General features: G+C 43.5%; 22 protein-coding genes, 1 tRNA gene, 1 pseudogene and 1 riboswitch. Of the genes and pseudogenes, 10 read left to right on the forward strand and 14 right to left on the reverse strand.

Annotated features, from left to right (window positions below; all coding sequences use genetic code 11):
* Window position 1: 1 nt before the first annotated feature.
* On the forward strand, window positions 2–1,447 hold the full coding sequence (locus tag FN808_RS17050) for a sensor histidine kinase (RefSeq protein WP_142715829.1): 1,446 nt from the start codon (window positions 2–4) through the stop codon (window positions 1,445–1,447).
* A 216-nt stretch (window positions 1,448–1,663) separates the two neighbouring features.
* Here the strand turns inward: FN808_RS17050 and FN808_RS17055 are convergent, their stop codons facing one another.
* The 10 genes from FN808_RS17055 to FN808_RS17095 form a co-directional block, all read right to left on the reverse strand.
* Window positions 1,664–2,296, reverse strand: coding sequence for a hypothetical protein (locus FN808_RS17055; RefSeq protein ID WP_142715830.1), 633 nt, complete (start codon window positions 2,294–2,296; stop codon window positions 1,664–1,666).
* A gap of 151 nt (window positions 2,297–2,447) precedes the next feature.
* Complete coding sequence (locus FN808_RS17060) at window positions 2,448–3,275, reverse strand: c-type cytochrome (RefSeq protein WP_185958470.1); 828 nt, start codon at window positions 3,273–3,275, stop codon at window positions 2,448–2,450.
* Window positions 3,276–3,418: 143 nt separating this feature from the next.
* A complete protein-coding gene (locus FN808_RS17065) occupies window positions 3,419–4,942 on the reverse strand; it encodes a glucoamylase family protein (RefSeq protein ID WP_185958471.1) in 1,524 nt (507 codons plus the stop codon).
* A 55-nt stretch (window positions 4,943–4,997) separates the two neighbouring features.
* Window positions 4,998–5,213 (reverse strand): SHOCT domain-containing protein, encoded by a 216-nt coding sequence (locus FN808_RS17070; RefSeq protein ID WP_142715833.1) that lies wholly within the window; start codon window positions 5,211–5,213, stop codon window positions 4,998–5,000.
* A 176-nt stretch (window positions 5,214–5,389) separates the two neighbouring features.
* Entirely contained in the window at window positions 5,390–5,533 is a 144-nt protein-coding gene (locus FN808_RS19020; protein ID WP_185958472.1) for a DUF5676 family membrane protein, read from the reverse strand.
* 14 nt (window positions 5,534–5,547) lie between these two features.
* Window positions 5,548–5,736 (reverse strand): hypothetical protein, encoded by a 189-nt coding sequence (locus FN808_RS17075; RefSeq protein ID WP_142715834.1) that lies wholly within the window; start codon window positions 5,734–5,736, stop codon window positions 5,548–5,550.
* Window positions 5,737–5,957: 221 nt separating this feature from the next.
* Window positions 5,958–6,440: a hypothetical protein gene (locus FN808_RS17080; RefSeq protein ID WP_142715835.1), complete on the reverse strand. Its 483-nt coding sequence runs from the start codon at window positions 6,438–6,440 to the stop codon at window positions 5,958–5,960.
* A 43-nt stretch (window positions 6,441–6,483) separates the two neighbouring features.
* Window positions 6,484–6,870, reverse strand: a complete 387-nt coding sequence (locus FN808_RS17085) for a DUF302 domain-containing protein (protein ID WP_142715836.1) — start codon at window positions 6,868–6,870, stop codon at window positions 6,484–6,486.
* A gap of 129 nt (window positions 6,871–6,999) precedes the next feature.
* On the reverse strand, window positions 7,000–7,227 hold the full coding sequence (locus FN808_RS17090) for a P-II family nitrogen regulator (protein ID WP_185958473.1): 228 nt from the start codon (window positions 7,225–7,227) through the stop codon (window positions 7,000–7,002).
* A 63-nt stretch (window positions 7,228–7,290) separates the two neighbouring features.
* Window positions 7,291–9,342 carry a heavy metal translocating P-type ATPase gene (locus FN808_RS17095; protein WP_142715838.1) on the reverse strand — a complete coding sequence of 684 codons (2,052 nt, stop codon included), beginning with the start codon at window positions 9,340–9,342 and terminating at the stop codon, window positions 7,291–7,293.
* A 457-nt stretch (window positions 9,343–9,799) separates the two neighbouring features.
* Between FN808_RS17095 and FN808_RS17100 the strand changes: the two genes are divergently transcribed.
* Window positions 9,800–10,540 (forward strand): ZIP family metal transporter, encoded by a 741-nt coding sequence (locus FN808_RS17100; protein WP_142715839.1) that lies wholly within the window; start codon window positions 9,800–9,802, stop codon window positions 10,538–10,540.
* Window positions 10,541–11,037: 497 nt separating this feature from the next.
* Window positions 11,038–11,134: riboswitch (TPP riboswitch) on the reverse strand.
* 404 nt (window positions 11,135–11,538) lie between these two features.
* Here FN808_RS17100 and FN808_RS17105 read toward each other — a convergent pair.
* Entirely contained in the window at window positions 11,539–12,177 is a 639-nt protein-coding gene (locus FN808_RS17105) for an MBL fold metallo-hydrolase (RefSeq protein ID WP_142715840.1), read from the reverse strand.
* Between the two features lie 347 nt (window positions 12,178–12,524).
* On the opposite strand from FN808_RS17105, the pseudogene FN808_RS17110 reads away from it, so the two are divergent.
* A pseudogene (locus FN808_RS17110) lies at window positions 12,525–14,176 on the forward strand (cytochrome c oxidase subunit I).
* Here the strand turns inward: FN808_RS17110 and FN808_RS17115 are convergent.
* Window positions 14,123–14,377, reverse strand: a complete 255-nt coding sequence (locus FN808_RS17115) for a hypothetical protein (RefSeq protein WP_142715841.1) — start codon at window positions 14,375–14,377, stop codon at window positions 14,123–14,125. The pseudogene FN808_RS17110 and the gene FN808_RS17115 sit on opposite strands and share 54 nt — an antisense overlap.
* A 31-nt stretch (window positions 14,378–14,408) precedes the next feature.
* Entirely contained in the window at window positions 14,409–14,660 is a 252-nt protein-coding gene (locus FN808_RS17120) for a hypothetical protein (RefSeq protein WP_142715842.1), read from the reverse strand.
* 369 nt (window positions 14,661–15,029) lie between these two features.
* Here FN808_RS17120 and FN808_RS17125 point away from each other — a divergent pair, with 369 nt between their 5' ends.
* The 5 genes from FN808_RS17125 to FN808_RS17145 are packed head-to-tail and all read left to right on the forward strand — an operon-like array spanning window position 15,030 to window position 19,953.
* A complete protein-coding gene (locus FN808_RS17125) occupies window positions 15,030–15,908 on the forward strand; it encodes a hypothetical protein (protein ID WP_142715843.1) in 879 nt (292 codons plus the stop codon).
* A complete protein-coding gene (locus FN808_RS17130) occupies window positions 15,901–16,347 on the forward strand; it encodes a hypothetical protein (RefSeq protein ID WP_142715844.1) in 447 nt (148 codons plus the stop codon). The genes FN808_RS17125 and FN808_RS17130 overlap by 8 nt, the downstream gene beginning before the upstream one ends.
* The gene (locus FN808_RS17135) at window positions 16,331–17,326 is read left to right on the forward strand and encodes an Acg family FMN-binding oxidoreductase (protein ID WP_142715845.1); all 996 of its coding nucleotides are present in this window, start codon (window positions 16,331–16,333) and stop codon (window positions 17,324–17,326) included. The genes FN808_RS17130 and FN808_RS17135 overlap by 17 nt, the downstream gene beginning before the upstream one ends.
* On the forward strand, window positions 17,319–18,437 hold the full coding sequence (locus tag FN808_RS17140) for a DUF6544 family protein (RefSeq protein WP_142715846.1): 1,119 nt from the start codon (window positions 17,319–17,321) through the stop codon (window positions 18,435–18,437). Before FN808_RS17135 ends, FN808_RS17140 begins: the two co-directional genes overlap by 8 nt.
* Window positions 18,412–19,953, forward strand: a complete 1,542-nt coding sequence (locus FN808_RS17145; RefSeq protein WP_142715847.1) for a serine hydrolase domain-containing protein — start codon at window positions 18,412–18,414, stop codon at window positions 19,951–19,953. Before FN808_RS17140 ends, FN808_RS17145 begins: the two co-directional genes overlap by 26 nt.
* A gap of 514 nt (window positions 19,954–20,467) precedes the next feature.
* Here the strand turns inward: FN808_RS17145 and FN808_RS19025 are convergent.
* Window positions 20,468–20,530 (reverse strand) — tRNA-Ser (locus FN808_RS19025).
* A 228-nt stretch (window positions 20,531–20,758) separates the two neighbouring features.
* Between FN808_RS19025 and FN808_RS17150 the strand changes: the two genes are divergently transcribed.
* Window positions 20,759–22,045 carry a tyrosine-type recombinase/integrase gene (locus FN808_RS17150; protein WP_185958474.1) on the forward strand — a complete coding sequence of 429 codons (1,287 nt, stop codon included), beginning with the start codon at window positions 20,759–20,761 and terminating at the stop codon, window positions 22,043–22,045.
* 11 nt (window positions 22,046–22,056) lie between these two features.
* Window positions 22,057–22,866 (forward strand): hypothetical protein, encoded by an 810-nt coding sequence (locus tag FN808_RS17155; protein ID WP_142715849.1) that lies wholly within the window; start codon window positions 22,057–22,059, stop codon window positions 22,864–22,866.
* Window positions 22,867–22,943: the final 77 nt, after the last annotated feature.

Genomic DNA, 22,943 nt, shown 5'->3' on the forward strand with positions numbered 1-22,943 from the left:
AGTGGCACGGATTACCTCCTTTTTTGACAGGCTTTCAATTTCCAAGAAACTGGCATTCTGGTATGGATTCAGTCTTTTCCTGATGCTCAGTCTGTTCGGCTATTTTTTATATGAAACCTTTCATCAATCCATCCATCATAATTATGATCGACATTTGCGATTCGAAGCAGAACAGCTGCTCCCCTTTATTCATACTGAGGATACACTGTCCATTGATTTGTCTGAATACAGTCGAAATGAGGCATTAAGAAGCGGGATCGAATATGGAACCTATGTTCGATTGTATAATCAGAGGGGAACCTTAATCTATAAAAGCAGAAATTTTTCAGCTGTTACACAGCCGCTGACCACCGATATACCCGAGAAGTCCGAGGAATATTCGTTCAGCAGCCAGTGGCAGGATCTTCCCGCCCGAACGCTTTTTTATCCTATCAGGGATGACAACAGACAGCTTCGCGGGTGGCTGGAAGTTACCGGCTTTGAGTGGACTCAGCACGAAGAAATAAATCGCTTCCAGAACTATATTATTATTTTTGTCATTTTGAGCGTTTTTCTGGCAATATTAGGCGGATATTGGCTTTCAAGAAGAGCCTTGTCGCCTGTGGCCTCGGTTATTGATGCGGCCAAATCTATAACAGCCACCGACCTGGACAAGCGGATTCCTGTTAATTACCAGGTCAAAGATGAGTTGACCGACTTGGCGGAAACCTTCAATATGATGCTTAATCGCCTTCAAAAGGGCTTTGAGCGTGAGAAACGGTTTACCTCGGATGCCGCCCATGAACTTATGACGCCTCTGTCGTCGATGCGCAGCGATGCCGAGATCATGCTTCGCAAACCCCGTTCCAAAGAGGAGTACCAGGAAACGATACAACGGATGCTGGCAGAAGTGCGCAAAATGAGTGAAATGGTACACTTGCTGCTGCAGCTTTCGAGAGTGGAATCAGTACATCGTTCCAAGCCGGATATCGTGAATGTCAGTCGCATTTCAGAAACAGTGGCGGGTAATTTCCGGGAACATGCCAAGGCCAGGAACATCAGTATTCAAACGCAGATTGATCCCAACCTGCAGGTGCAGGCACATGGGGCTTATATTGAAGAGGTTATTAATAATCTGCTGGAAAATGCGGTAAAATACACGCCGGAAGGGGGGCAGGTGAATCTGCAACTACAGCGAAGCAGCGGCAAGGCGGTCATCCACCTGAGTGATACCGGCATCGGTTTTGATGAGGAAACCAAAAAACATCTATTTGAACGCTTCTACCGCGCGAGTGAGTCAGACGTGCAGGAGCAATCCGGTAGTGGGCTGGGACTGCCACTCGTAAAAGCGATTGTAGAACTATATAACGGAAAAATTCGCACCTACAGTGAAGGGAAGGGAGAAGGAAGTACGTTTGTCGTCGAGTTTCCACTGGCAGAAGACAAGCAGGCTGGATCAATGGCTTAACGTAACGTACTGTCTATTTTTTTGTAGCGATTCGGGGTGTGAGATAATCAATCTCCCTGCATCCCTCTTCTCCAGGATGGACTTTTGGGGCTGGAGACGTAATTGGTGCGTTCCTCTACCGATAGTTTTCGGGACAAGCTCTGGAGAAGGAGGACAGGAGGATTGAAGGTTCAATCTCTTTCATTAGCATCTTAAACAGCAATGAAAAAGAATGGGTTAATGATGTCCTCCTCCCATGCCATGTCCACGGCCATGGCCGCGCCCCCCTTCCTCCCAATAGTCACAGGTCCCATTTTGATTTGAATCGGTGAATCCCGGCCCGTGCCAGGTGGGACTGCCGTCCTGGGCGTAATCACAAATTCCGTCTCCGTTTTGGTCGGTGAAATTATGGCCGGATCCCACATGCGTTTCTCTTTCAAAATAGTCATTGATGTGATTACTGTTCTCATCGTGAAACCTCATGCCTTCATGACGTCGATGCATAGCATGTGAGGAATCCCAATAATCACAGATTCCGTTATTGTTGTCATCCACAAACCCGGGTCCGTGCCAGCTTGGACTGCCATTTTGGGCATAGTCACAGATGCCATCACCATCCTGATCAATAAAATCATGGCCCCGTTCACCGAAATGTTGATCTTGCATCCCCTTCTTTTTATTGCTCTTTGAGGTGCTGCTCAAACCTGCTTCATGAGTTGACTGTTCTACATAGTCGTTGACACTGTTTTTGTTTTCATCCACATACATGGGATATACAGCTTTTTCCTCTTGCCGGGTATCGGTAGTACCACAACCACTAAACAGCAGCAGGGCCGTAGTAAATACGAGATAAATGGTTACATTTTTCATCTTGTTCCTTTCAGTATAATTGTTATTAAGTACGATTGAACCTTCTTTTTAATTTTCAACATACCCATTTTTATTCAGTTGAGAGCTAAGGCTCTGTCTCATTGGTACGTCATACAAATACCTACAAGAAAAATTCCGGCGATGGGTCGGTCTATTCCTCTATTGTTGGTTGAAGTTCTGATGCAGTCCAGGGACGGGTGCGATTGCTATAGTCCTTAGATACCCGTACGACATCATCCTGGGTAATCTTTGAAAAATCTCCCTGATTTCGGGTGCGGAGATAGTTAAGTATGGAGGCTATTTCCGCTGCACTCAGGCGTGCCTTAAATGAGGGCATAATGCCCTGATAAGTCTGTCCCTGTACGTCAATATCGCCTTGCAGGCCATGAAGCAGAATACGGATAGGGATGGATTTGTCGCCGGTGACCCACTCTGAATCGACCAGTGGTGGGAAAACGCCTGATACACCCTTGGCATTACTTCCGTGGCAGGAGGCACAGTTTTGAGAATATAGGTTTTTACCATTCAATAACGCCGGATCCCCCTCCTCATTGAAAGGTGTCTCGCTGGGCTCATCCAGTCCGGGAACCATCTTTCTCATCGTGCCATACTCGTCGGAGAGACGACGATTCATCCGCGCCATATTTTGCTGCCCCATTCGTTGGTGCATCCGTGCCATCTGATCGTGCATGCCCATCATCTGACTGTACCACTCACCGGTCATATGACCCTGCATGTGCATGCCCATACCTTCAGCCATCATATTATCGCCCTGCATACGACGTCCTCTGTTTCCAGCCATCATCTGTCGATGGCTGACATCCATATCGCGGTGCATCTTCTGCATCTGGCTGTAGAGCGATTGTAATTCCGGGGGAAGGGTGTCCGTTTCAGCTTCGTAGTTTGTTAGCAGCATTTTGTAATTAGCCTGCAATGAATCATAGGCGGCTTCTAATTCCTTCCGTTGTTCTTCACTCATGTAATTAGAGCGTCCCATCTGACAGGAGGATAGAAAAACGAGGAGTCCTATTGATATCAGAAAAAATCCAATGTTTATTCTATTCATCACAACTCCCTTCTTTGATTAATATTTACTTACTATAAAATGGCTTTAATCGGGGTTTATAGCCAACCGTTTCTAAATCCTGCCTTTGTTAATCCATTCCTGAGGTATTCAGAGCTTCTCATGAGTCGCCAGATTAAGTCCGATCGATAATTCTCGCACATCAATACAACAGGACCAAGATTAATACCATAATGATAGGAAGAGGTCCATCCATCCCGGGTTTTTTGACTATTGGGAAAGCTAAGATTAAAACTGCACCTCAGACAATATTTGCCTGTAATCCGGGGGTGTACGTGCTGGAAATTTTGAATGGTTGGCAACACAATTTCCGGGGCGAAAGGTAGCGATGCGAGGACGGCCCACGGAGCAACTGTGCCATCATCGGGTCCGTAGGGAGCGCCACGAGCCACATAACCGAAGAAGGAGCGTTCAATGCCGTTGACTTTTCTCATTATCCAGCCGGGACCATCACTGGCTGTTATACCCCAGAAGTTTTCCCCGTAGCCTTTAAAATCCAGTGGATTTCGTATGGCGTATTCCTGCTGGATATAGGTTGCCCGGCGGCTGTTTTCAAAATAATCAATCTCTTTTTCCCGCATAAAGGCGTCCTGGATTCCGCGGAAATCGATCCATATATGGGAATATTGGTGGATGAACAGTGGACCTCCGTAAATGAACTTATAGCCATAAATATCTTTCCATTCATAGGTAGAGGTCCAGGCGGCATAGCTCTCCTTTGGTAATGGTTGCGATGGAGAGCCAAGCGCAAGAATGTACAGGAGACCGGCTTCATCATAACCTTCCCATCGGTACGGCAGGAAGCCATTTTCAGGGGTCCAACCGTGGGTGATCGTGTTTCCATCGGCGCATGCCCATTTCCAATCGACCCGACGATAGATGGCATCGGCCAGGGTGCGAATCTCCTGTTCCTGTTCACTGTCGCAGTCAAAAAAAGCGGCGGCTACAAGCATGCCGGCCAGCAGGATCCCGGTATCGATTGTTGAGAGTTCACACTTACCGGAACGTTTGCCCGTCTCCATATCCAGAAAATGATAGTAAAACCCCTTGTAGCCGGCACCATTTGATGTGGGACTCTGCTTGCTGGTCCAAAAGAAGCGTAGAATAATCAAGGTACGTTGAATCGCATCACTTCGCCTCATCCAGCCGCGGTCGACTCCTACTACATAAGCAGCCAGTGCAAAGCCGACCGATGCGATGCTGGCCGCCGCCCCCAGCTGCGAGTTGTCTGCGACCAGTCCGTTATTCGGATTGGTTTCGTGCAAGAAATAATTGAAAGCATGGCGCTGCAGCATATCGATTATTTGATCATCCATCCCGGGTGGGTTGGCATGTTCTGGTGAGGGGATCTTGAACTTATAATTTCCTGATATCCTGTTAAGTTGGCGAAAGGCTTCCTGAGTTATTCGCTGCGTGGAGATTCCGTCATAGAGTTTGTCCTCTATCGAGCTAATTACTTGTTCAATTACTTCGGAATCAGCACCGGTAGCAACAAGCATTCGACGGATTTTAGCTTCTTCGAAAGGTTCTCTTTCTCCGGAGGCTTTTGTGACGTTGAGCATTGTCATGACCTCTCTTATTCAGTCCATGATTCATTCTGAAGAAATGCACGCAAAGCTAATCATGTTGTTTTAGAATTTGCTTTCGCTCTTCAAATTCTTCCCGTTCTATTTCACCACGGGCATACCTTCTTTTCAATATTTCCATGGCATCTTTTTCCAATTCTTCCCGGGGGCGATACGGAATGATATCGAAAACAAGCAACAGGATAGTACCAACGATGACGATCCACCACAGCCAATGCAGGCCAATAAAATGATGTTCATAGAACATAATACTGATATTTATTTAACAGTTTGTAAATACCGTAATGACTGTATTTACGTTATATCCAAGATAGAAGAGGAGCCTTAAAACAACCTTAAAGTTAAAAATGATCTCCCTTTATTCTTCAGTTTATGGGACCGTTGTAATAGTTTGCCGATCAATAGCGGCCATGATACAATGGCTTACTTTCCTTGCAACAGGCTGTTAAAGAAAAAGACGGTTCCCTCTCTTCCCACCGAAACCATCAGGATAATACAACCGATATATAGAACAGCGCCAGTAGCGCCAACAGCCAGTCCCATTTTTTTGATGTTTAGCGTTCTCATGGTGACCTGCGAATTTAATATTGGTGATGCTGATGTCCGGATCCTTTCCGATGGTGACCAATCATCAGGATGTGACAGGCAAACATCGCTGCGACAAACAGAAAAAAAGTTAAGCTGCTGCTAAGCCCCAGCAGAGGAGCGAAAAACAGGAGCAGAAGTGGAACACCACATCCAATGATCATCCAAAGCGTGTGCTTGCTCATTTTTATGTAATATGGTTAGTTTTTACTAAGCGAATTTTTGAGCCTGTTGAACTCTTCTTTTGATATTTCACCGGTTTGTAATCGTGCCCGGTGAACTTCGACGGCTGCACGTCAGATTTCAAGCCGGTGCTTACCGCGCTGGGTAAGAAATCAGACCCCGGCCACTAGCATACACAGTACCGGGGCCCAATGGGCATTCAAGGCATGTAGCCAGTCCATAATCAGTTGTGACGTTGTTGATGGCTATTGCCGTTCATGCCATTCTTTTTGTTCATCATTCCCTGGCCATCCATCATCTTACCCTGCATCATTTGCATGCACATCATCTGCATTTTCACCATGGATGAGTCACCCATCATTTCCATCATTTTTGAGTGATTCATATTGCCGTCCATCATAGCCTGCATCATATTCATGTGTTTTTGCATGCGCTGCTTCATCTGGGGATTATTCATCATCTTCTGCATATTCCCCATCATCATGGTGCTGTCCATGTCCATAGAGCCCATCATCTGCTGCATCATTTGTTGACGCATTTGGGGGTTTTGGGCCATATGATCCATCATCATGGCGCGCATGGTGGAATCCTGCATCATCTCCATCATCTGTTGTCTTTTTTGAGTCATGTCTCCCTGCTTCTGCTGGGCCATACCCATGGTTGTAAAGAGTAGCATGAAGGATAGAATCATTGTTAAACGTTTCATAGTAGTCACCTTTTATTTGGATTAATTTCAGTTGAATTTCTTGTTACAGGTTGCTGATTACCTTTTCTAATCTCTTTCGGACCTCGACAGCAATAGGCTGCAGCCCATCGTTGGATACGGCCTGCATCGAAGCCACCGGGTTGACAGCTGAAACTTCTACCGTGCCATCTTCATGTTCTTCTACAATGACATTACAGGGGAGCATCACGCCAATTTTGTCTTCTGCCTGAAGGGCCTTGTGGGCAAAATTTGGATTGCAGGCTCCCAGGATTTTATATTTTTTAAACTCTACATCCAGCTTCTCTTTCAGCGTGTCCTTGACGTCGATTTCCGTCAATACCCCAAATCCCTCTTCTTTTAGAAGATCAGTAACTTTCTTGATGGCCTGATCATAGGAAAGGTCGACTGTCTGTGAAGTGAAATACTCCATAGTTTTTTGGTCTTTTAAGATTCAATAGGTTTTTATGTTCTACTGCAACATACAACAACCTCCCTTAAAGCAACCTTAAAGTGCGCAAGAGTTATGTAAGAATTCAGCACCCTCCTTACCGTCACATATTCATGTTATCTTTTCAATGGGGAAGATCAAGAGTATGCCGTCTCCTTTGTGAGCTGTTTTCCCATGCTTCTTAATAATGTCGATAACAGCGGCTACATCTTCTGATTCCACTGTAATTTCAGCCTTTGCCACATGCGTATGCAAGGCAGGAAAACTAAGTGAACCATGTTGATGATCAGGATCACTGTACCGGCCGGTTCCTTCTCCTTCAAAACGGTCATACAGCAATATCCTTCTTTCTGTAGCTTGGGTCGGATATATGCTTTGACACGTTTCACAATAACCCTGGGTTCAGCGTTCAAGTTTAAGAAAACGCGCATTGATAGCTACGATTACCGTACTGAGCGACATTAACACAGCGCCAAGGGCAGGGCTCAGAATAATGCCGTAGGTGTATAAAACCCCTGCGGCCAATGGTATCGCAAAGGCGTTGTAGCCGGTGGCCCACCAGAGGTTCTGCACCATTTTTCGGTAGGTGGCCCTGGCCAGCCGGACGAGCGAAGCCACATCCTTCGGGTTGCTCTGGGTCAGGATGATATCTCCTGTTTCCACAGCCACATCCGATCCGGCCCCGATGGCAATACCCACATCAGCCTGTGCCAGAGCAGGAGCATCGTTTACCCCGTCGCCGGTCATGGCTACGTTGAGTCCGCGCTGTTGAACTTCTTTTATCTTAGCAGCTTTTTCTTCGGGCAACACTTCGGCAAAGAAATCATCCAGTCCCAGTTCGTTGGCAACATAGGCAGCTGTTTGCTGGTTATCGCCGGTCAACATGATACACTGGATACCCATGTCGTGGAGGCTTTGAATAGCCTCGCGCGAATCTTCCCGGATATTATCGCCTAGGGCGATCGCTCCCTGCAAGTGGTTGTCAATCAATACAAAGACAACGGTTTTCCCCTGCCCTGAAAGCTGTTCATACTGTTCTGTTGGAAGGTCAATGTTGTTTTCACGCAGATAGCCGGGGCTTACCACCTTGACTTGTTTTCCATCAACACGGCCTTCAATACCTTTGCCAGTAATAGAATTGAACTCCTCTACTTTCATCACCCCGTCTGTAGCTTTTACGATGCCCCGGGCAATGGGATGTTCTGAGTTTTGCTCCAGTGAGCCGGCAAGGATCAACAGTTGTTCTTTATCGTCGAAGCCATTAAATGTCAGGATATCTGTTACTCCAAACTCACCATGGGTGAGTGTTCCCGTTTTATCGAAGATGATGGCTTCAAGGTTACGGGCTTCTTCAAAAGCGGTACGGTTGCGGATCAGGAATCCGTTTTGGGCTGCCAGGCTGGTAGAAACGGCCACAACCAGCGGGACAGCCAGACCCAGCGCATGCGGACAGGCAATGACCATCACCGTAACGGTTCGCTCCAAGGCGAATACAAAATCTTCGGTGGTAAAGAAGGTCCACGCAAAGAACGTAAGCGTACCAGCACCTAACGCAATGATTGTCAGCCAAAATGCGGCACGATTTGCCAAATCCTGGGTGCGTGACTTGCTTTCCTGGGCCTGTCGCACAAGATCAATGACCTGGGAAAGAAATGAGTCTTCACCCGTCCGATTTACTTCAATAGTAAGAGATCCTTCTCCATTTATGGATCCTCCGATCACTTCATCGCCCTGCTTTTTGGACACGGGCTTGGATTCTCCGGTCATCAGGGACTCATTGACCGAACTTTTTCCATCAACGACTAAGCCGTCGGCCGGAATCTTTTCTCCGGGTTTGACCAGCACTTTAAATCCTTTATGCAACTCTTCAAGCGGGACGTCCCGGGTTGATCCATCGTCCTGCACGACGTGGGCTTCCGAAGGCATGAGTTTGGCCAGCTCTTCAAGGGCCCGGGAAGCACTCATCACGGATTTCATTTCGATGTAGTGACCAATCAGCATGATATCCACCAGCGTGGCCAGTTCCCAGAAGAAGACCTGTCCCTCTACGGCAAAGACGACCAGGGTACTGTAGACGTAAGCGGCCGTGATGGCAACGCCAATTAGCGTCATCATCCCTGGCTGGCTTTTTTTCAGCTCGTCATAGAGGCCCTTCAGAAATGGCCAACCGCCATAAAAGAAGACGACACTTGAAAGTACAAATGAGATATAGGTATCACCTGAAAACTGGAGGGCATCCCCCAATCCCAGCAGTTCCTGAATCATGTGAGAAAGAATCAGGATAGGAATGGTTAGGGCAATGGATATCCAAAACCGCTTCAGGAAATCCTTGGCCATGTGGGCATGATGTTCGGCATGATCACCGGAGTGGGTATGTTCTTTATGGTTAGGATCGTGATTGGAATGACGCTCTTTATGATGAGCGTGTTCGGTTTCTTTGTGGGAATGTTCCATAATACCATCCTTAAACTATTTTTGGGTGATCCAAAAGGTTCTCAGCCTGGGGTTTTAGGTATTATAAAGATGAAAGGCTTAAATTAAGCTGAAAACACCAGTCTTCTCGAACAAGATTGCTAGTACTGTTTTAGCATGAAACTTGAAAATTTTTAACGTTGATCGAAATAGTTAAACCAAATGTTATCCCAAGTAGATTCCCGGCCTTCGATTATTGGAATTTCAGGTAGCACTATTTGTAGTACCGAGGGGGAGCTATGGGAAATGGGGTTATGAAAACATTTCAACCTGCTAGGTGCAGTATCGGTGTTTCCAAAGCTGTCATTTATTTTGCGTTTTGATATTATGGGTCAATTTTTAAAATGCTATGTGCAACTGGGATGATGTGAAAACACTGATATTTGTGTAGATTAAGTGATGTTGATAGAGTACATCATCTTAGGGGAGGGTTAATATTATGGAAGCATTATGGTGGATCATCACTACAGGGCTTCTTATGAGTGCTATCGCTATGGTGGGTAGCGTCACCCTCATATTAAAAGAGAAGACCCTGCGGAAGATTCAGACTCCGTTGGTGGCTTTCGCCGCTGGATCACTAATTGGTGGGGCTTTCCTTCATATAATTCCCGCTGGACTCACAGAATATAAAGAGGACTCCTTTTTTTTATGGATACTGACAGGATTTGGATTGTTCTTCGTACTTGAGCAGTTTCTGCACTGGCGACATTGTCAACTGGATCGAGAAGATAGACGCAAACCATTGACCTATCTCATACTGATCGGTGACGGTCTTCACAATTTTATCGGCGGACTGGCTATCGGCGGAACGTTCCTGATAGATAGTAAGCTCGGCCTGATGGCCTGGCTTGCAGCTGCAGCACATGAGATACCGCAGGAGCTTGGCGATTTTGCCGTTCTGGTTCATGGAGGCTGGAAAAAGTCTGCTGCGCTGCTATTCAATGTGTTATCGGGTCTTACTTTCCTGCTTGGCGGCATTATTGCTTTTTTTGTTTCTCAACAAATAGACGTCGATTTTCTAATTCCCTTTGCCGCTGGCAATTTTATTTATATAGGAGCATCCGACTTGGTCCCTGAAGTGAACAAGCATGAAAGTCTATTTTTCAACTTCATTCACTTCCTGTCGTTTGCCACGGGCATTTTTCTTATGTGGATAATCAAGGTGATCTTTGGGCATTAATCACCAGCTAATCAGTTGACCCTGCCTGAGAGTCAGTAGGGCTAGTGGCCGAAAGCTAACCCTTCCTTTTATTTCACCTTTCCTGGTGGTTGATACCTATTTATACAATTCTCTGTCACGTAGATTTATGAGAATGGGAATTTTTTAATCTTACAAATTAAAGAGTATAGATTATGGGCCAACTAATCAGGCAGGAATGCTTTTTTTGCACCCAAGCAGTAATCTTCGTCGGGAATGGATCGCATTATCAATGAATAAATTCCCTTCAGCCGGCGACTCGATAATTCAGGAGAAAAGGCCAGGCTCACATCATTCCAATCCCAAATTAATACAGGATAAGAGATCATAGCTAAAACCAATCCTATCGTTTATACCCATAAGCAACTTTTGGCACAGTGCTTTTTTAATACTTATCCCACCTGAATTGATAAGCCTCGGACCATAATTGTTTCGGTTTGAGTGCCGGCAGTATCGGCCAGACAAACAATTTCAGGAATAAAAAAAGCCAACGATTTCCTTTCGCCGGTATTACCCGGTTCAAGTTGTGGAGGTATAATCTCAGTCTCGCTAAACGAGACACCCTCAACCGTCGGCTTCATCGCCGGTACCGGTCAGGGTACCGACAAATACCATTGCACACTCTTTGATAGTACCTTTGATTAGGCAGGGATCAGAAAAGAAGCCTATGGTCACTATGGTTTAAGGCTTTTCTCTCACGTACCGTAGTACGTTTTGAGTCTGTGCAAATCAGTATGTCAAAATTCTAATATTATTATAATTGACTTCGGGCTGGAAATTTGTAGGGAAGAACTGCATACACAGTGTAGAGTTTCCCCCTAATGTTAAAAAAGGGACTGATGTTTAAATGATAGCTTTGATATCAACAGGCCAGTGTATAAGAATAAGGGCTAGGGAATTTTTCTGCGGCAATGGGAAATTAAAAAATATGCTAACAAAGCAAGTTACGTAAAGAGGTTATGAAAAAACTTAATTCGTGATTATTGTAATTCAATAATTTGACCAATTCCCCCTTCTACATATTTTTGTGGATATTGCGATTTTATTTCGGAGATATGCTGAGTGCAGTGTGTGGCACAAATTAAATCTAATCCTTCCAGGGATCCCGCTTTATTCCCATGGAGCCCACCTATGATGCCGTAAACAGAACCGAATTGTGCTGCTACGTCCAGGATATGTTCCATTTGGGGATGGGAACAGCCCGCGATAACTACAAGTCCCTTTCCTGTTTTAATGCACAAAAATTGCTCTATGCCATCCAATTCACCCGTTGAATAGATGCCTTTATATAGGCTTTGTGCTTTTTCTATTTTAATGACTTCTTTTGCATGTTTAACTCCACCATATGAAATCGGAACCCAAACTTTTACGTCTTCATTTTGTTCAAGAAATGCCGAAAGTCCACCGGTATGATCATGATGGCTGTGAGAGATAAACACATCATCTATTTGCCGGGGATCAACACCCAATTTTTCCATATTGGAAAGTAAAATGGACCCATTCGCACCTGTATCGAATAGAATTTTCCTTTCGACAACTTCAACTAAAGCTGAAAAACCCCAGTCAGACTCTAAATCATCCCTAAAGCTCGTGTTATCATAAATAATGGTAACCTTCATAGTTTATTCTGGTATGCTTTCTGAAATCAATCCAATAGTTATTGAGAATAAACAGTACTACCCGGACGTATTTCATCCTCATTACCTGTTTTGATAAGTAGCATAGAAAACAAAACGGAGTAGTGGGCAAGTAGTAACCGGGATCCAGTTGTAAGGTATTTTCCTACACATAATTTAAGAATGACCTTTAGACTTCTGGAAGTTAGTTGATGTATTCTTTTTGATAGTAAAGAATAGAAAAAGGGGATGGTAAAGTGGAAAAGTCCGATGGAATTATAACAGCAACTTCTTTAAATAAAGTTAGTGTAAAAAGGTATAAGCCTGCCCCTACTCCCAAAGAGCACTACATCAATTCAGAAAAGGGGATCTGGTCTTGGCTGATCAGCCTGGACCACAAGAGAATTGGAGTACTCTACCTTGTCAGTATTATTGTCTTTTTTATAATAGGTGGTATTATGGCTCTGTTTATTCGCTCCGAGCTTTGGACCCCTGTCAAAACTTTTATTGAAGCAAACACCTACAATCAGCTTTTTACCCTGCATGGGGCGATAATGATATTTCTTTTTCTTGTGCCCTCTGTACCCACCGTAATGGGTAACTTTATTCTCCCTATTCAGTTGGGCGCAAAAGACCTGGCATTTCCACGACTGAACTTGTCCAGTTACTATATTTTCTTATTAGGTGCTGGAATTATGCTTTTGGGAATCATTAATGGAAGTGTAGATACTGGTTGGACTTTTTATATGTCCTACTCCTCGACTATAGGTGGGGCCGTTATATAGGTGGGGCCGTTACTACAGTTGTTTTCGGGATTTTTGTCATTGGTTTCTCTTCCATTCTCACTGGCGTCAACTTTATTACAAGCATTCACAAGATGCGGGCACCTGGCCTGACGTGGGATAAATTACCTTTGTTTTGTTGGGCCCTCTATGCAACAAGCATAATGCAGATATTAGCTACCCCGGTGCTTGCGATCACACTGGCACTTGTGGCAATGGAGCGAATCCTGGGGATTGGTATTTTTGATCCTGCCCTTGGGGGTGACCCGGTGCTGTACCAGCATTTCTTTTGGTTCTATAGCCACCCGGCCGTTTATATTATGATCGTTCCCGGTTTTGGCATCGTTTCTGAGATCGTTACAACCTTCTCTAAGAAACATATATTTGGCTACTGGGCTATAGCGCTTTCATCGTTGGCGATTGCTTTTATTAGCTTCCTCCTTTGGGGACACCATATGTTTGTATCCGGCCAGGCGCCCTTAGCTTCAGTGATTTTTTCATTCCTAACATTTTTAGTGGGTGTTCCTACAGGTATCAAAATGTTTAACTGGGCAGCCACTATGTATAAAGGCTCAATAGATCTAAAATCACCCCTGTTTTATGTATTCGGATTTTTCTTTCTTTTCCTGGTCGGCGGCCTTACCGGCATTGTGCTTGGTACTATTCCACTCAATGTCCATCTTTATGACACTTATTACGTTGTTGCCCATTTCCATTTTACGATGGTGGGTGGAATGCTGATGGCATTTCTGGGTGGTTTACACTACTGGTGGCCTAAAATGACGGGAAAAATGTTTAACGAAATGCAGGCTAAAATTGCCAGCATTATCATTTTTATTGGATTTAACGTTACTTTTCTCCCTCAATTTGCAATGGGAATGCTGGGTATGCCCAGAAGATATTATAACTATATAGAAGAATTTCGGGGATTTCATCAGCTTTCTACCATAGGTGCCTATGTTCTTGGAATAGGATTGTTCCTGGTCATGTACTACTTAATTAAATCCTTGTTTAGTGGTGAAAGGGCGCCGGCAAATCCTTGGAAGAGCAGAGGGTTAGAGTGGCAAATATCTTCTCCTGCGCCGCCTCATAACTTTGAACATATACCCGTGGTTGTTCATGGACCTTATGATTATCACAAACCTATGGATGGATTTCAGTTGGGATTATCTAAATGGGGTGATGGCCAGTCTAAGGAAACTGCCGGTATTGAGAGATAGCCCTTCTTTTAATTTTGGGGATAGTTCATTTTTCTGCTCGGATTCCATGGTCCATTCTTTTTCTTTTTTGAGCATGGATGGATGCATGGCCAACACGCGTTTTAGAGCTAAGGTGGTTCGTTCTATTGATGGGCGTGCCTGAAGCTCAACTCCTTGTTCTATGGACTTTCTTTCTATTACCTCTTCGGTAAAGGTTTTCATATCCAGCAGCTGCTACCGTATTGCTTCGAGGTTAACCTACTCCCAATTGGTGTTGGGAACCTGCAATGATATCTCCGTCGCTGCTCTCTACTTCGATGTGATTGTAGATCCTACCGCCGTGGATATAAAAATCTAACGTTGAGTTACCCAGGAGATGCAGGTACTCTAGGCCAAAAGTATATCCCGTGTTAAGATCTGTATTGCCTAGTTCCTGGGTAGCAAGGTCAATACCTGTCCGTAGTTCCCAGCTGATACGGCTTTGAGCACTAGTTATTTGTACCATTAGTATCAGTACCGTCCCAATGATTGATAAAAGTGATATTATTCGTTTTATGATACATTTTCATTTAGATTAAAGTCATTGTGTATTTCTCTGAAAAATCCAGAGCTCAGCACTTCTTTTACCAATGCAAATAATGTATCCCGAATGCTAGATTAGCACGATGCCCATCGGGGATATTCAGAATTAATAAATAGTATTTCTACCGTTGGAAGCACATGCAAATTCGCGAATTCACCCTTGAATTTATTGCAAGGTTGCAATAGTGAGACAGCCAAATGGAATTCGATTAAATGAAATGAGAGGGTATCAAATTGGCACAATCTTTTCGGTATATACGTATAATTGGCAGAGATATACAATTGATTCGCTATGAAATACCGGAAATCCATAACTATCTTGTCCTCGATAATAATTATTCTGGCTGTTGTCGCTGCGTCAATGAGTGTTTTTTCGACCGGTAGTCCCGGCCCCTATGACATCGAAACGGTAAGAGGAGAAACAGTGACCGTTTACGGGAAAGGACCCTATAAACACATGTCAGAGGATGTTGCTCCGCAAGGCATCGCCCAGGGTTATATAACCCTGTTTGTTGGAGTGCCACTACTGATACTATCGTTAGTTTGGGCACGCAGAGGTTCTCTGAAAGGCCGATTCCTCTTGGCAGGTACGCTAGGTTACTTTCTGGTGACGTATCTGTTCTACCTTGTGATGGGGATGTATAATGTTTTATTTTTGGTTTACGTCATTCTACTTGGGACCACCTTTTTTGCCTTCGCCCAGACGCTGCTTTCTTTCGATCTCACCAATATTGCTGAACGATTTAGCGAAAGCACACCAATAAAATTTATAGGCGGATTTCTGGTATTCAACAGCATGGCTATTGGGCTCATGTGGCTGCAGGTAGTTGTGCCGCCCCTGGTGAACGGATCGATCATCCCCGGCCAAGTTGAGCATTACACAACATTAATTGTACAAGGATTGGACTTGGGCTTGCTGCTGCCGCTCTCATTTGTTTCGGGGCTATTGTTTATCAGGAGAAAGCCATTTGAGTATTTACTCACCCCCATGTACTTTATTTTTCTGTCTATATTAATGGTGGCCCTGACCGCGAAAGTCATTGCCATGGGAATGTTTGGGCAACATATTGTACCGGCAATCGTGATTATTCCATTCTTTGGAATGGTCTCGATTTTCTGCTCGGTTCTTATTTTTAAAAATATCAGGGAGCCAGCTCATGAATATGCCTGACAAAAGACCTATCAGTTTTTATGCTCTTCTGACTTTACTGTTTTTCCAGTCAGCAAGTGGACTCTATGGCGGGGGCGCATTAATATTGGATACGACCGGCAATTTTCTGCAGTTGCCAACAGCCCTTCTTGAGGGGACGCCCTTTCAAGACTTTCTGATTCCCGGCATCATCCTTTTTACTGTTCTGGGGATCTTTCCACTGATCGTATTTGTCGGCTTGTGGCGGCGAAAAATGTGGGCATGGCTGGGAGCTGTTATGGTAAGTATAGCGTTGATTATATGGATTGGAGTAGAGATAGCAATGATCGGTTATGCATCCGAACCACCGCTTCAGCTAATCTATGGGTTGGTGGGGATCGCATTATTGATTTTAACCCAGCTGCCGGCTGTACGAAAAATACTACAATCAAAACCTATTCATCATGAAACCAACCATTGATTTAGAAAAACTTATAGACTACGGGATAAAGGCACCCTCAGGACACAATACCCAGCCTTGGCTTTTTTCCATTGAGGAAAATAAAATCGAGGTCCATCCTGATTTCAGCCGTGCGTTACTGGTCGTGGACAGCGACAGTCATGCTCTTTATACAAGCTTGGGTTGTGCTGTTGAAAATATCGTCATCGCTGCTACCAAATATGGACTTAGGTCCATTGTTACTATTAAAGAGGGGAAAGATAACGAATCGTTTATTGTAATTTCTTTTACTTCGGACGATTCCATTCAGGAAGATGAACTATTGAATCATATCGAAAAGCGGCAATCAACCAGAAATGAATATTCTGACCAAAAAGTGTCGGAAGCTGATCTAAATATATTGAAAAATTCCTTTGAATTTGAGGGGATTGAACTGATAATCCTAACCGGAGAAAATGAAATTAATAATCTGGAACCACTTATCATCGAAGGAAGTAATCTTCAGTTTAAGAACAAGAAATTTGTTGAGGAACTGGTTCGATGGGTACGTTTTTCTGAACGAAACGCCAAACAAAAGGCTGATGGCTTGTGGGGAAAATGCATGGGACTGCCCAACATTCCCCGCTTCTTAGGTAAGATTGTAATGAAATACTTTAGGTCGGCGAAAAGTGAAGCCAAGCGATGGAAGAAACTTATCGATGCAACAGCGGGATTTGCTTTGTTTACCACAGTACAAAACGATATTGCTCACTGGATTAGGCTGGGACGCGCTTTTCAGCGGTTTGGACTAACCGCAACTAAGCTGGGCATCAGTCATGCTCATGTAAATATGCCCTGTGAAGAGTTGGAGGTAAGAGAACAACTTGTCAAGCGATTCAATCTAGGATCGACGCACCCTCTTTTGTTAATTCGATTCGGGTATTCTGAAAAAATGCCTTATTCCCTGAGAAGAGGTGTGGATGAGGTGCTAATAAACAAAAAGGAAGAATCTCATGGCTAAAATCATTTTTTCACTAATTATTTTTATACATGGATTGATCCATTTTTTGGGATTTGTTAAGGCATTTAACCTGGCCCAGGTTGACCAGCTTACGCAGGAAATATCCAAACCTGTTGGATTACTTTGGTTGTTGTCTTCAATCCTTTTCCTTCTTGTACTGCTCTTTTATCTGAACCAAAATGGGTTGTGGTGGAAAGTTGGAGCTATTACCGTAACGCTGTCCCAGATTCTTATTATTCTTTCCTGGGGTGATACCAAATTTGGCACTATTGCCAATATCATCATAATAGTACCTATTATTATTGCTATTGTCGGTCAGTTACCGAGCAGCTATCAAAATCAATTCAAAACAGAGGTCGAAAAAAGGCTAAATCAAGATACTGACGAAGTCTTTATGAGTGAGAAGGATATTGCCCATCTTCCGCTTCCTGTACAAAAGTACCTCAGGTATACCGGTGCCATTGGGAAGAAAAAAATCCATAATTTCCGGGCCGTTTTTCAAGGTCAGTTTAAGCCCAGCCCAGGTTCTGGATACCTTGATGTAACGGCCATTCAATACAACTTTTTCGATCAACCTTCCAGGATCTTTTTTATGGACTCTTCGATGTATGGTATCCCCATAGAAGGGCTCCATATGTATATAGGGTCAACGGCTTCAATGCAGATAAAAATGGCTTCTCTAATTGAGGTTGTAAACGCCAGAGGGCCGGAAATGAACAAGAGTGAAACTGTCACCTTGTTCAATGATATGTGTTTCCTGGCACCTGCCACACTAATTGATAAGAATATACAATGGCAGGGTATTGACTCTACTACCGTAAACGCAACGTATACGAACCAAGGGAATACAATTAAGGCTACACTATTTTTCAATGAGAATGGGGAATTAATCAACTTTTCATCGCAAGACAGATCTGAATCAGCTGATGGTAAAAGTTTCACCAACTACAAATGGACTACCCCCTTAAGTGATTACCAAGATTTTGATGGAAGGAAACTGGCATCTCATGGTGAGGCGGTTTGGCACAAACCTGAGGGCGAATATACCTACACCAAATTACACCTTGTGCAAATAAATTATAACTATGATGAGTTGGAATGGGTTAAATAGACCGATCGAAAAGTGGGTTAGAAAAAGAGTCTATCAATTGTTGGAACTCTCGGTTATACTCTTAGTAAGTGCGGGGTGTTCAAATCAGTCAATTGATCAAGGGTTACCTGTTGATACTTTTACCCAACAATTGGATGTGCGTATTTTGTCTTTAATGGATTGGTACAACATACCCGGCACTTCCATTGCACTCATTCAGGATAGGAAATTAGTATGGTCCAATGCCTATGGGTACGCTGACATTAAACAGCAGAAGAAGATGACCCTTGACGCTATCTGCAGGACAGAATCCATCTCAAAGTCAGTAACAGCCTGGGGCGTAATGAAATTAGTAGAGCGCGGCCTGATAAACCTAGATGACCCTGTCCAACAATACTTGCGTAATTGGTCCCTGCCTGAATCGGAATACAATCTCAATGACGTAACGATCCGAAAACTGTTAAGCAATAGTTCCGGGATACCACTGGGATCACTTGGTGAAGAATATTCACCAGATAGCGAGAAACCCTCACTGAGGCAATACCTAAGCAAAGAAGTACAGCTAACCTATGAACCGGGTTCAAATTTCGAATACTCCAATCCCGGGTTTAACCTGTTGGAATTGTTAATCGAAGAGGTGACGGGACGTGACTTTAGCGATTATATGGTGAATGAGGTACTCACCCCGCTTGGCATGCATAATTCAAGATTTGACTGGGATGAAGATTGGTCCTCAAGAGTGCCCATGGGATATGACCTACAGGGGAATTCTGTCGCTCCGTACGTATATCCTTACAAGGCATCCGGCGGTTTGTTTTCTACGGTTGAAGATATAGCTCGCTTTACGATTGCTGAAATGGTCAATGGCTCACATGCGAATCAGGTTATACTTTCTAAGGAGAGTATTCAAAACATTCACACACCTAAGATAAATATCTTAGGCATGTTTGGGTTTGTGGCTGAGGATTACGGCTTTGGTCACTTCATTGAAACGCTGCCGGATGGGAAGAAGGCCGTCTGGCATGGGGGACAGGGACACGGTTGGATGACTCATTTCCATATGATACCTGAAACTGGTGATGGTATTGTCATATTTACCAATAGTCAGCGCAGTTGGCCGTTTATAGGCCATATTTTACGTGCTTGGTCGCGTTGGCAGGGGGTTGGTCCTGTAAAATTTAGTCGAATCACAACGGCTGTATCGGGCTTGAGAATTATTATCGGGCTTATTTTGCTTGTTACGCTATGGTGCGCTGCACATCTTGTCAATGGAGTCTTAGCCGGCAAACGAAAACTGACAATTTCACTGAAATTGGTTACCAAGACGCGGGTAATGGAGTTCTTTATAGGTACTATAATAGTAGGTGTTCTCTTGTGGGCTATCACCCGAGATTATTTGTTTCTGACGTCCATATTCCCAATTGGTACTGTATGGCTGGGGTGGACATTGCTGGTATTTTCTGTAGTATTATTGCTTTCGGCTGCTTTACCGGTTGTTCAAACGGTTGAACCAACTGATAGTAATCAATTGCGATGAAATGGACTGTTTTTTCTGATTTTTACATTGCTATCGGGTTGTAAATCCCCAGCAGATAAAATCGATGCCCCCCCAACGCTGTTACACATCTACGTTCTATAGAAATTGGTGGGTTGGATCAGCACGGAACAGGAAAGTCCAATAACAATACCTACAGGGAGGAAATAATGACCTTGAATCTGAGGATACCCACCGGCTAACGCTTTACCTGAAAAATCGTTTTGATCGGGAAAAATTTATCTGTTGAGTCATTCCTGGGAGGGGATGTTGTTCGGTGTCCACGTGGTGAATCACTATAATAATGACTATCATGCCTTCATATCAGTATCTGAGGTTATTGGTTCAGCAAGAGCCGATGGTATCTCATGGAATTGGATACAAGAAAAAGGCTCTGAAAAGTGATTGAGAAAATGAGGAAGAATACACGCTCAAAATGCTTATTTGATTACCTGTACCTAATTCTGTGCCAAAAAAAAGCCCATAACTATAAGCGAGTCATGGGCTTGTGGAGAAGTACGCCCGGAAGGATTCGAACCCTCAGCCTTCTGATCCGAAGCCAGATTTAAGCCATTTCCGTGGGTTTCCGAGCACGTACAAATATTTCGGTAAATCGTTGCATATCATGATTTTATAGCGTAATCTACTTCCGGGCGGTTACGGTCTTTTACGGGCCAAGCCAAGTATTCTGTTACCCAAATGTTACCCAAATTTCGATTTGGGTAACAGGAAATAAAACGCTGAACTAGTACCCTGCCATGTCTGATTTATGGTCAGACATGGCAGGGTTATTAATTTTAAAACTGCTATGCCTTCAAAAAAACTTACTCATAAATTTGTCGAAGGATTAAAACCCCCAAAAAAATCCATAGAATATTATGATGAAAAGGAGACGGGATTAATTTTAAGACTATCGAAAACCGGTTCTAAAACCTTTGCATATAGATACCGTTTCGCTGGTAAAAATAGGCGATTTACTATTGGCAGATTTCCTGCTGTTGGTCTTGCTGATGCAAGGGCTAAGGTGATGAAGTTAAAGGTCAAGGTTAATGATGGCATGGATCCTCAGGCAGAAAAAGAGAAGCGCAGATACAAGCCCAACGAATTAACTTTTCGGGAGCTTGCCGATATCTTTTCTAAACAGCACTTACCTACCCTTGCAGAAAGAACACAAGCCGAATATCAGCGCCATATTGATGTTGAGTTAATAGACAATCACAATTGGGGTGAGATACCTGTTTCTGAATTTACCAGCCAACATGTTCGAGAGGTCCTAAATCAAAAGGGTCAGATAGAGGGTAAATTTACTATGGCCAATCGCATTAGGTCAACTGCATCTAAAATTTTCGATTTCGGTTTAACCAATGTGGGGATAAAGCTTGAAAGGAATCCAGTAGAGAATACGCCCGTATTTGACCGAGGTGAGAATGTGAGGGATCGAGTTTACAACGAAGAAGAAATTAAGGAGCTATGGAAGTACTGGGAGACGAAGCCAGAACCGATCCAATCATATTATAAAATATTGCTTTTAACAGGGCAGCGAAAAACCGAAACGATGCTCATGGAATGGTCAGAAATAAGCTGGAATAAAGCGTGTAAGCGCATAAGAATCGGCGAAGATGGAAAGCCTAAACAAGAAGCCTTTTTAGCGGATATTTGGACAATACCAGGAGAAAGGGCCAAAAATAATGAGGAGACCGATGTACCTTTATCTGATATGGTTAAAGAGATATTGGAAAAGCTAAAGCCGATTACCGGAGATAGTAAGTATGTTTTTGAGTCACCCCGTATTAAAGGTCAGCCATTAAATAGTGTCAAGAGTACGGACGAGAAAATTCAAAAAGAAACAGATATTTCAGATTTTCGAATTCATGATTTAAGACGTACGGTAGCAACAAAATTGGAGGAAAGCCTTGTTGATCAAATTGTGATTCAAAAAATCATGAATCATAAGATTGAAGGAGTTACAGGCAGACATTACCAATGGTACAATTATAATGATAGAAAGCTTGAGGCCTTAAATCGCTGGAGTTGGAGAGTTAGGAGTATCATATCTGGAGAAAAAGCAGAAACAAAGATTCATAAATTAGGATAACAGGGATAGGAATGGATTTAGTTGATCGGGATATCATACAGCAAAAATATGATCGCTATGTGGAGCATTACAATGAGTCAAACAATCTTATTGGTACTTATGCTGAGCTATTGACAATAAAAGAAGGTCTTCAACAGCGACTCCAAGAGTTAAATGAAAAGTTCGACCTGTTTATCGAGGATATTGAATACTATTTGGAGAAAATTTATGATCCTACTACCTCTTCGGACGGGAAAGACATAGAAGAGGATTTGATAGAATCCAACCATGTGAAGCTGGTAGAAAATATCATTGAGCATATCAAATGGGAAGTAGGCCACTTCTTACATATTTCCCAACCAAATGATTTTATCAATCAAAATTACAGGCAGATTGAAAAAGTTTTCAATGCTTACCAACGCCATGGACAAGAGCAAAAAACGAAAAGAGCCTTGGAAGCTATAACTTTTTACGGAAAGGAATATGAGCAAGCTTATTACCATCTTAGAGGGATAAAGGCAGTTACGAATAAAATTATTGATGGAGACTATCCTACAGAGCTAAAGGATTATAGAGATCTGCAAGAACAGGAAAAGAAAGAGATTTCTGAAGAGTACATGCCTCATCATAATACTCGTGAAGGGTTAGTTGAGGACCTAAAGAAGGTTATTCATAATATTCAGACACAACCTCGGTTTTTTCATAAAGATGGTACAATTAAGCATACTACCGTAGCAGGATATGCTGTTTCCCAAAAATGGTTTGCCGATAAGCATGGTTATGGGGAGAGGGGCCTTCATGGGCATATTAAAAAAATAAGCGAGGGTATGAAGAGTACATGAATAGTACTTACTCTTCTTAATCTTTTACGTGCAGTACCGGTAACATGCGGTCAGTTACAAACGAAAACACTAAAAGT

The organism is Fodinibius sediminis, from assembly GCF_900182555.1.
Lineage (GTDB): Bacteria > Bacteroidota > Rhodothermia > Balneolales > Balneolaceae > Fodinibius > Fodinibius sediminis.

Coding starts and splice junctions, on each gene's coding strand:
- FN808_RS17120 (WP_142715842.1), bottom strand. CDS start 14,660: ATGGTACAAATAACTAGTGCTCAAAGCCGTATCAGCTGGGAACTACGG.
- FN808_RS17070 (WP_142715833.1), bottom strand. CDS start 5,213: ATGTTCTATGAACATCATTTTATTGGCCTGCATTGGCTGTGGTGGATC.
- FN808_RS17150 (WP_185958474.1), top strand. CDS start 20,759: ATGCCTTCAAAAAAACTTACTCATAAATTTGTCGAAGGATTAAAACCC.
- FN808_RS17130 (WP_142715844.1), top strand. CDS start 15,901: ATGCCTGACAAAAGACCTATCAGTTTTTATGCTCTTCTGACTTTACTG.
- FN808_RS19020 (WP_185958472.1), bottom strand. CDS start 5,533: ATGAGAACGCTAAACATCAAAAAAATGGGACTGGCTGTTGGCGCTACT.
- FN808_RS17065 (WP_185958471.1), bottom strand. CDS start 4,942: ATGCTCAACGTCACAAAAGCCTCCGGAGAAAGAGAACCTTTCGAAGAA.
- FN808_RS17115 (WP_142715841.1), bottom strand. CDS start 14,377: ATGAAAACCTTTACCGAAGAGGTAATAGAAAGAAAGTCCATAGAACAA.
- FN808_RS17155 (WP_142715849.1), top strand. CDS start 22,057: ATGGATTTAGTTGATCGGGATATCATACAGCAAAAATATGATCGCTAT.
- FN808_RS17055 (WP_142715830.1), bottom strand. CDS start 2,296: ATGAAAAATGTAACCATTTATCTCGTATTTACTACGGCCCTGCTGCTG.
- FN808_RS17100 (WP_142715839.1), top strand. CDS start 9,800: ATGGAAGCATTATGGTGGATCATCACTACAGGGCTTCTTATGAGTGCT.
- FN808_RS17085 (WP_142715836.1), bottom strand. CDS start 6,870: ATGGAGTATTTCACTTCACAGACAGTCGACCTTTCCTATGATCAGGCC.
- FN808_RS17105 (WP_142715840.1), bottom strand. CDS start 12,177: ATGAAGGTTACCATTATTTATGATAACACGAGCTTTAGGGATGATTTA.
- FN808_RS17140 (WP_142715846.1), top strand. CDS start 17,319: ATGGCTAAAATCATTTTTTCACTAATTATTTTTATACATGGATTGATC.
- FN808_RS17135 (WP_142715845.1), top strand. CDS start 16,331: ATGAAACCAACCATTGATTTAGAAAAACTTATAGACTACGGGATAAAG.
- FN808_RS17095 (WP_142715838.1), bottom strand. CDS start 9,342: ATGGAACATTCCCACAAAGAAACCGAACACGCTCATCATAAAGAGCGT.
- FN808_RS17060 (WP_185958470.1), bottom strand. CDS start 3,275: ATGAGTGAAGAACAACGGAAGGAATTAGAAGCCGCCTATGATTCATTG.
- FN808_RS17080 (WP_142715835.1), bottom strand. CDS start 6,440: ATGAAACGTTTAACAATGATTCTATCCTTCATGCTACTCTTTACAACC.
- FN808_RS17145 (WP_142715847.1), top strand. CDS start 18,412: ATGATGAGTTGGAATGGGTTAAATAGACCGATCGAAAAGTGGGTTAGA.
- FN808_RS17075 (WP_142715834.1), bottom strand. CDS start 5,736: ATGAGCAAGCACACGCTTTGGATGATCATTGGATGTGGTGTTCCACTT.
- FN808_RS17125 (WP_142715843.1), top strand. CDS start 15,030: ATGAAATACCGGAAATCCATAACTATCTTGTCCTCGATAATAATTATT.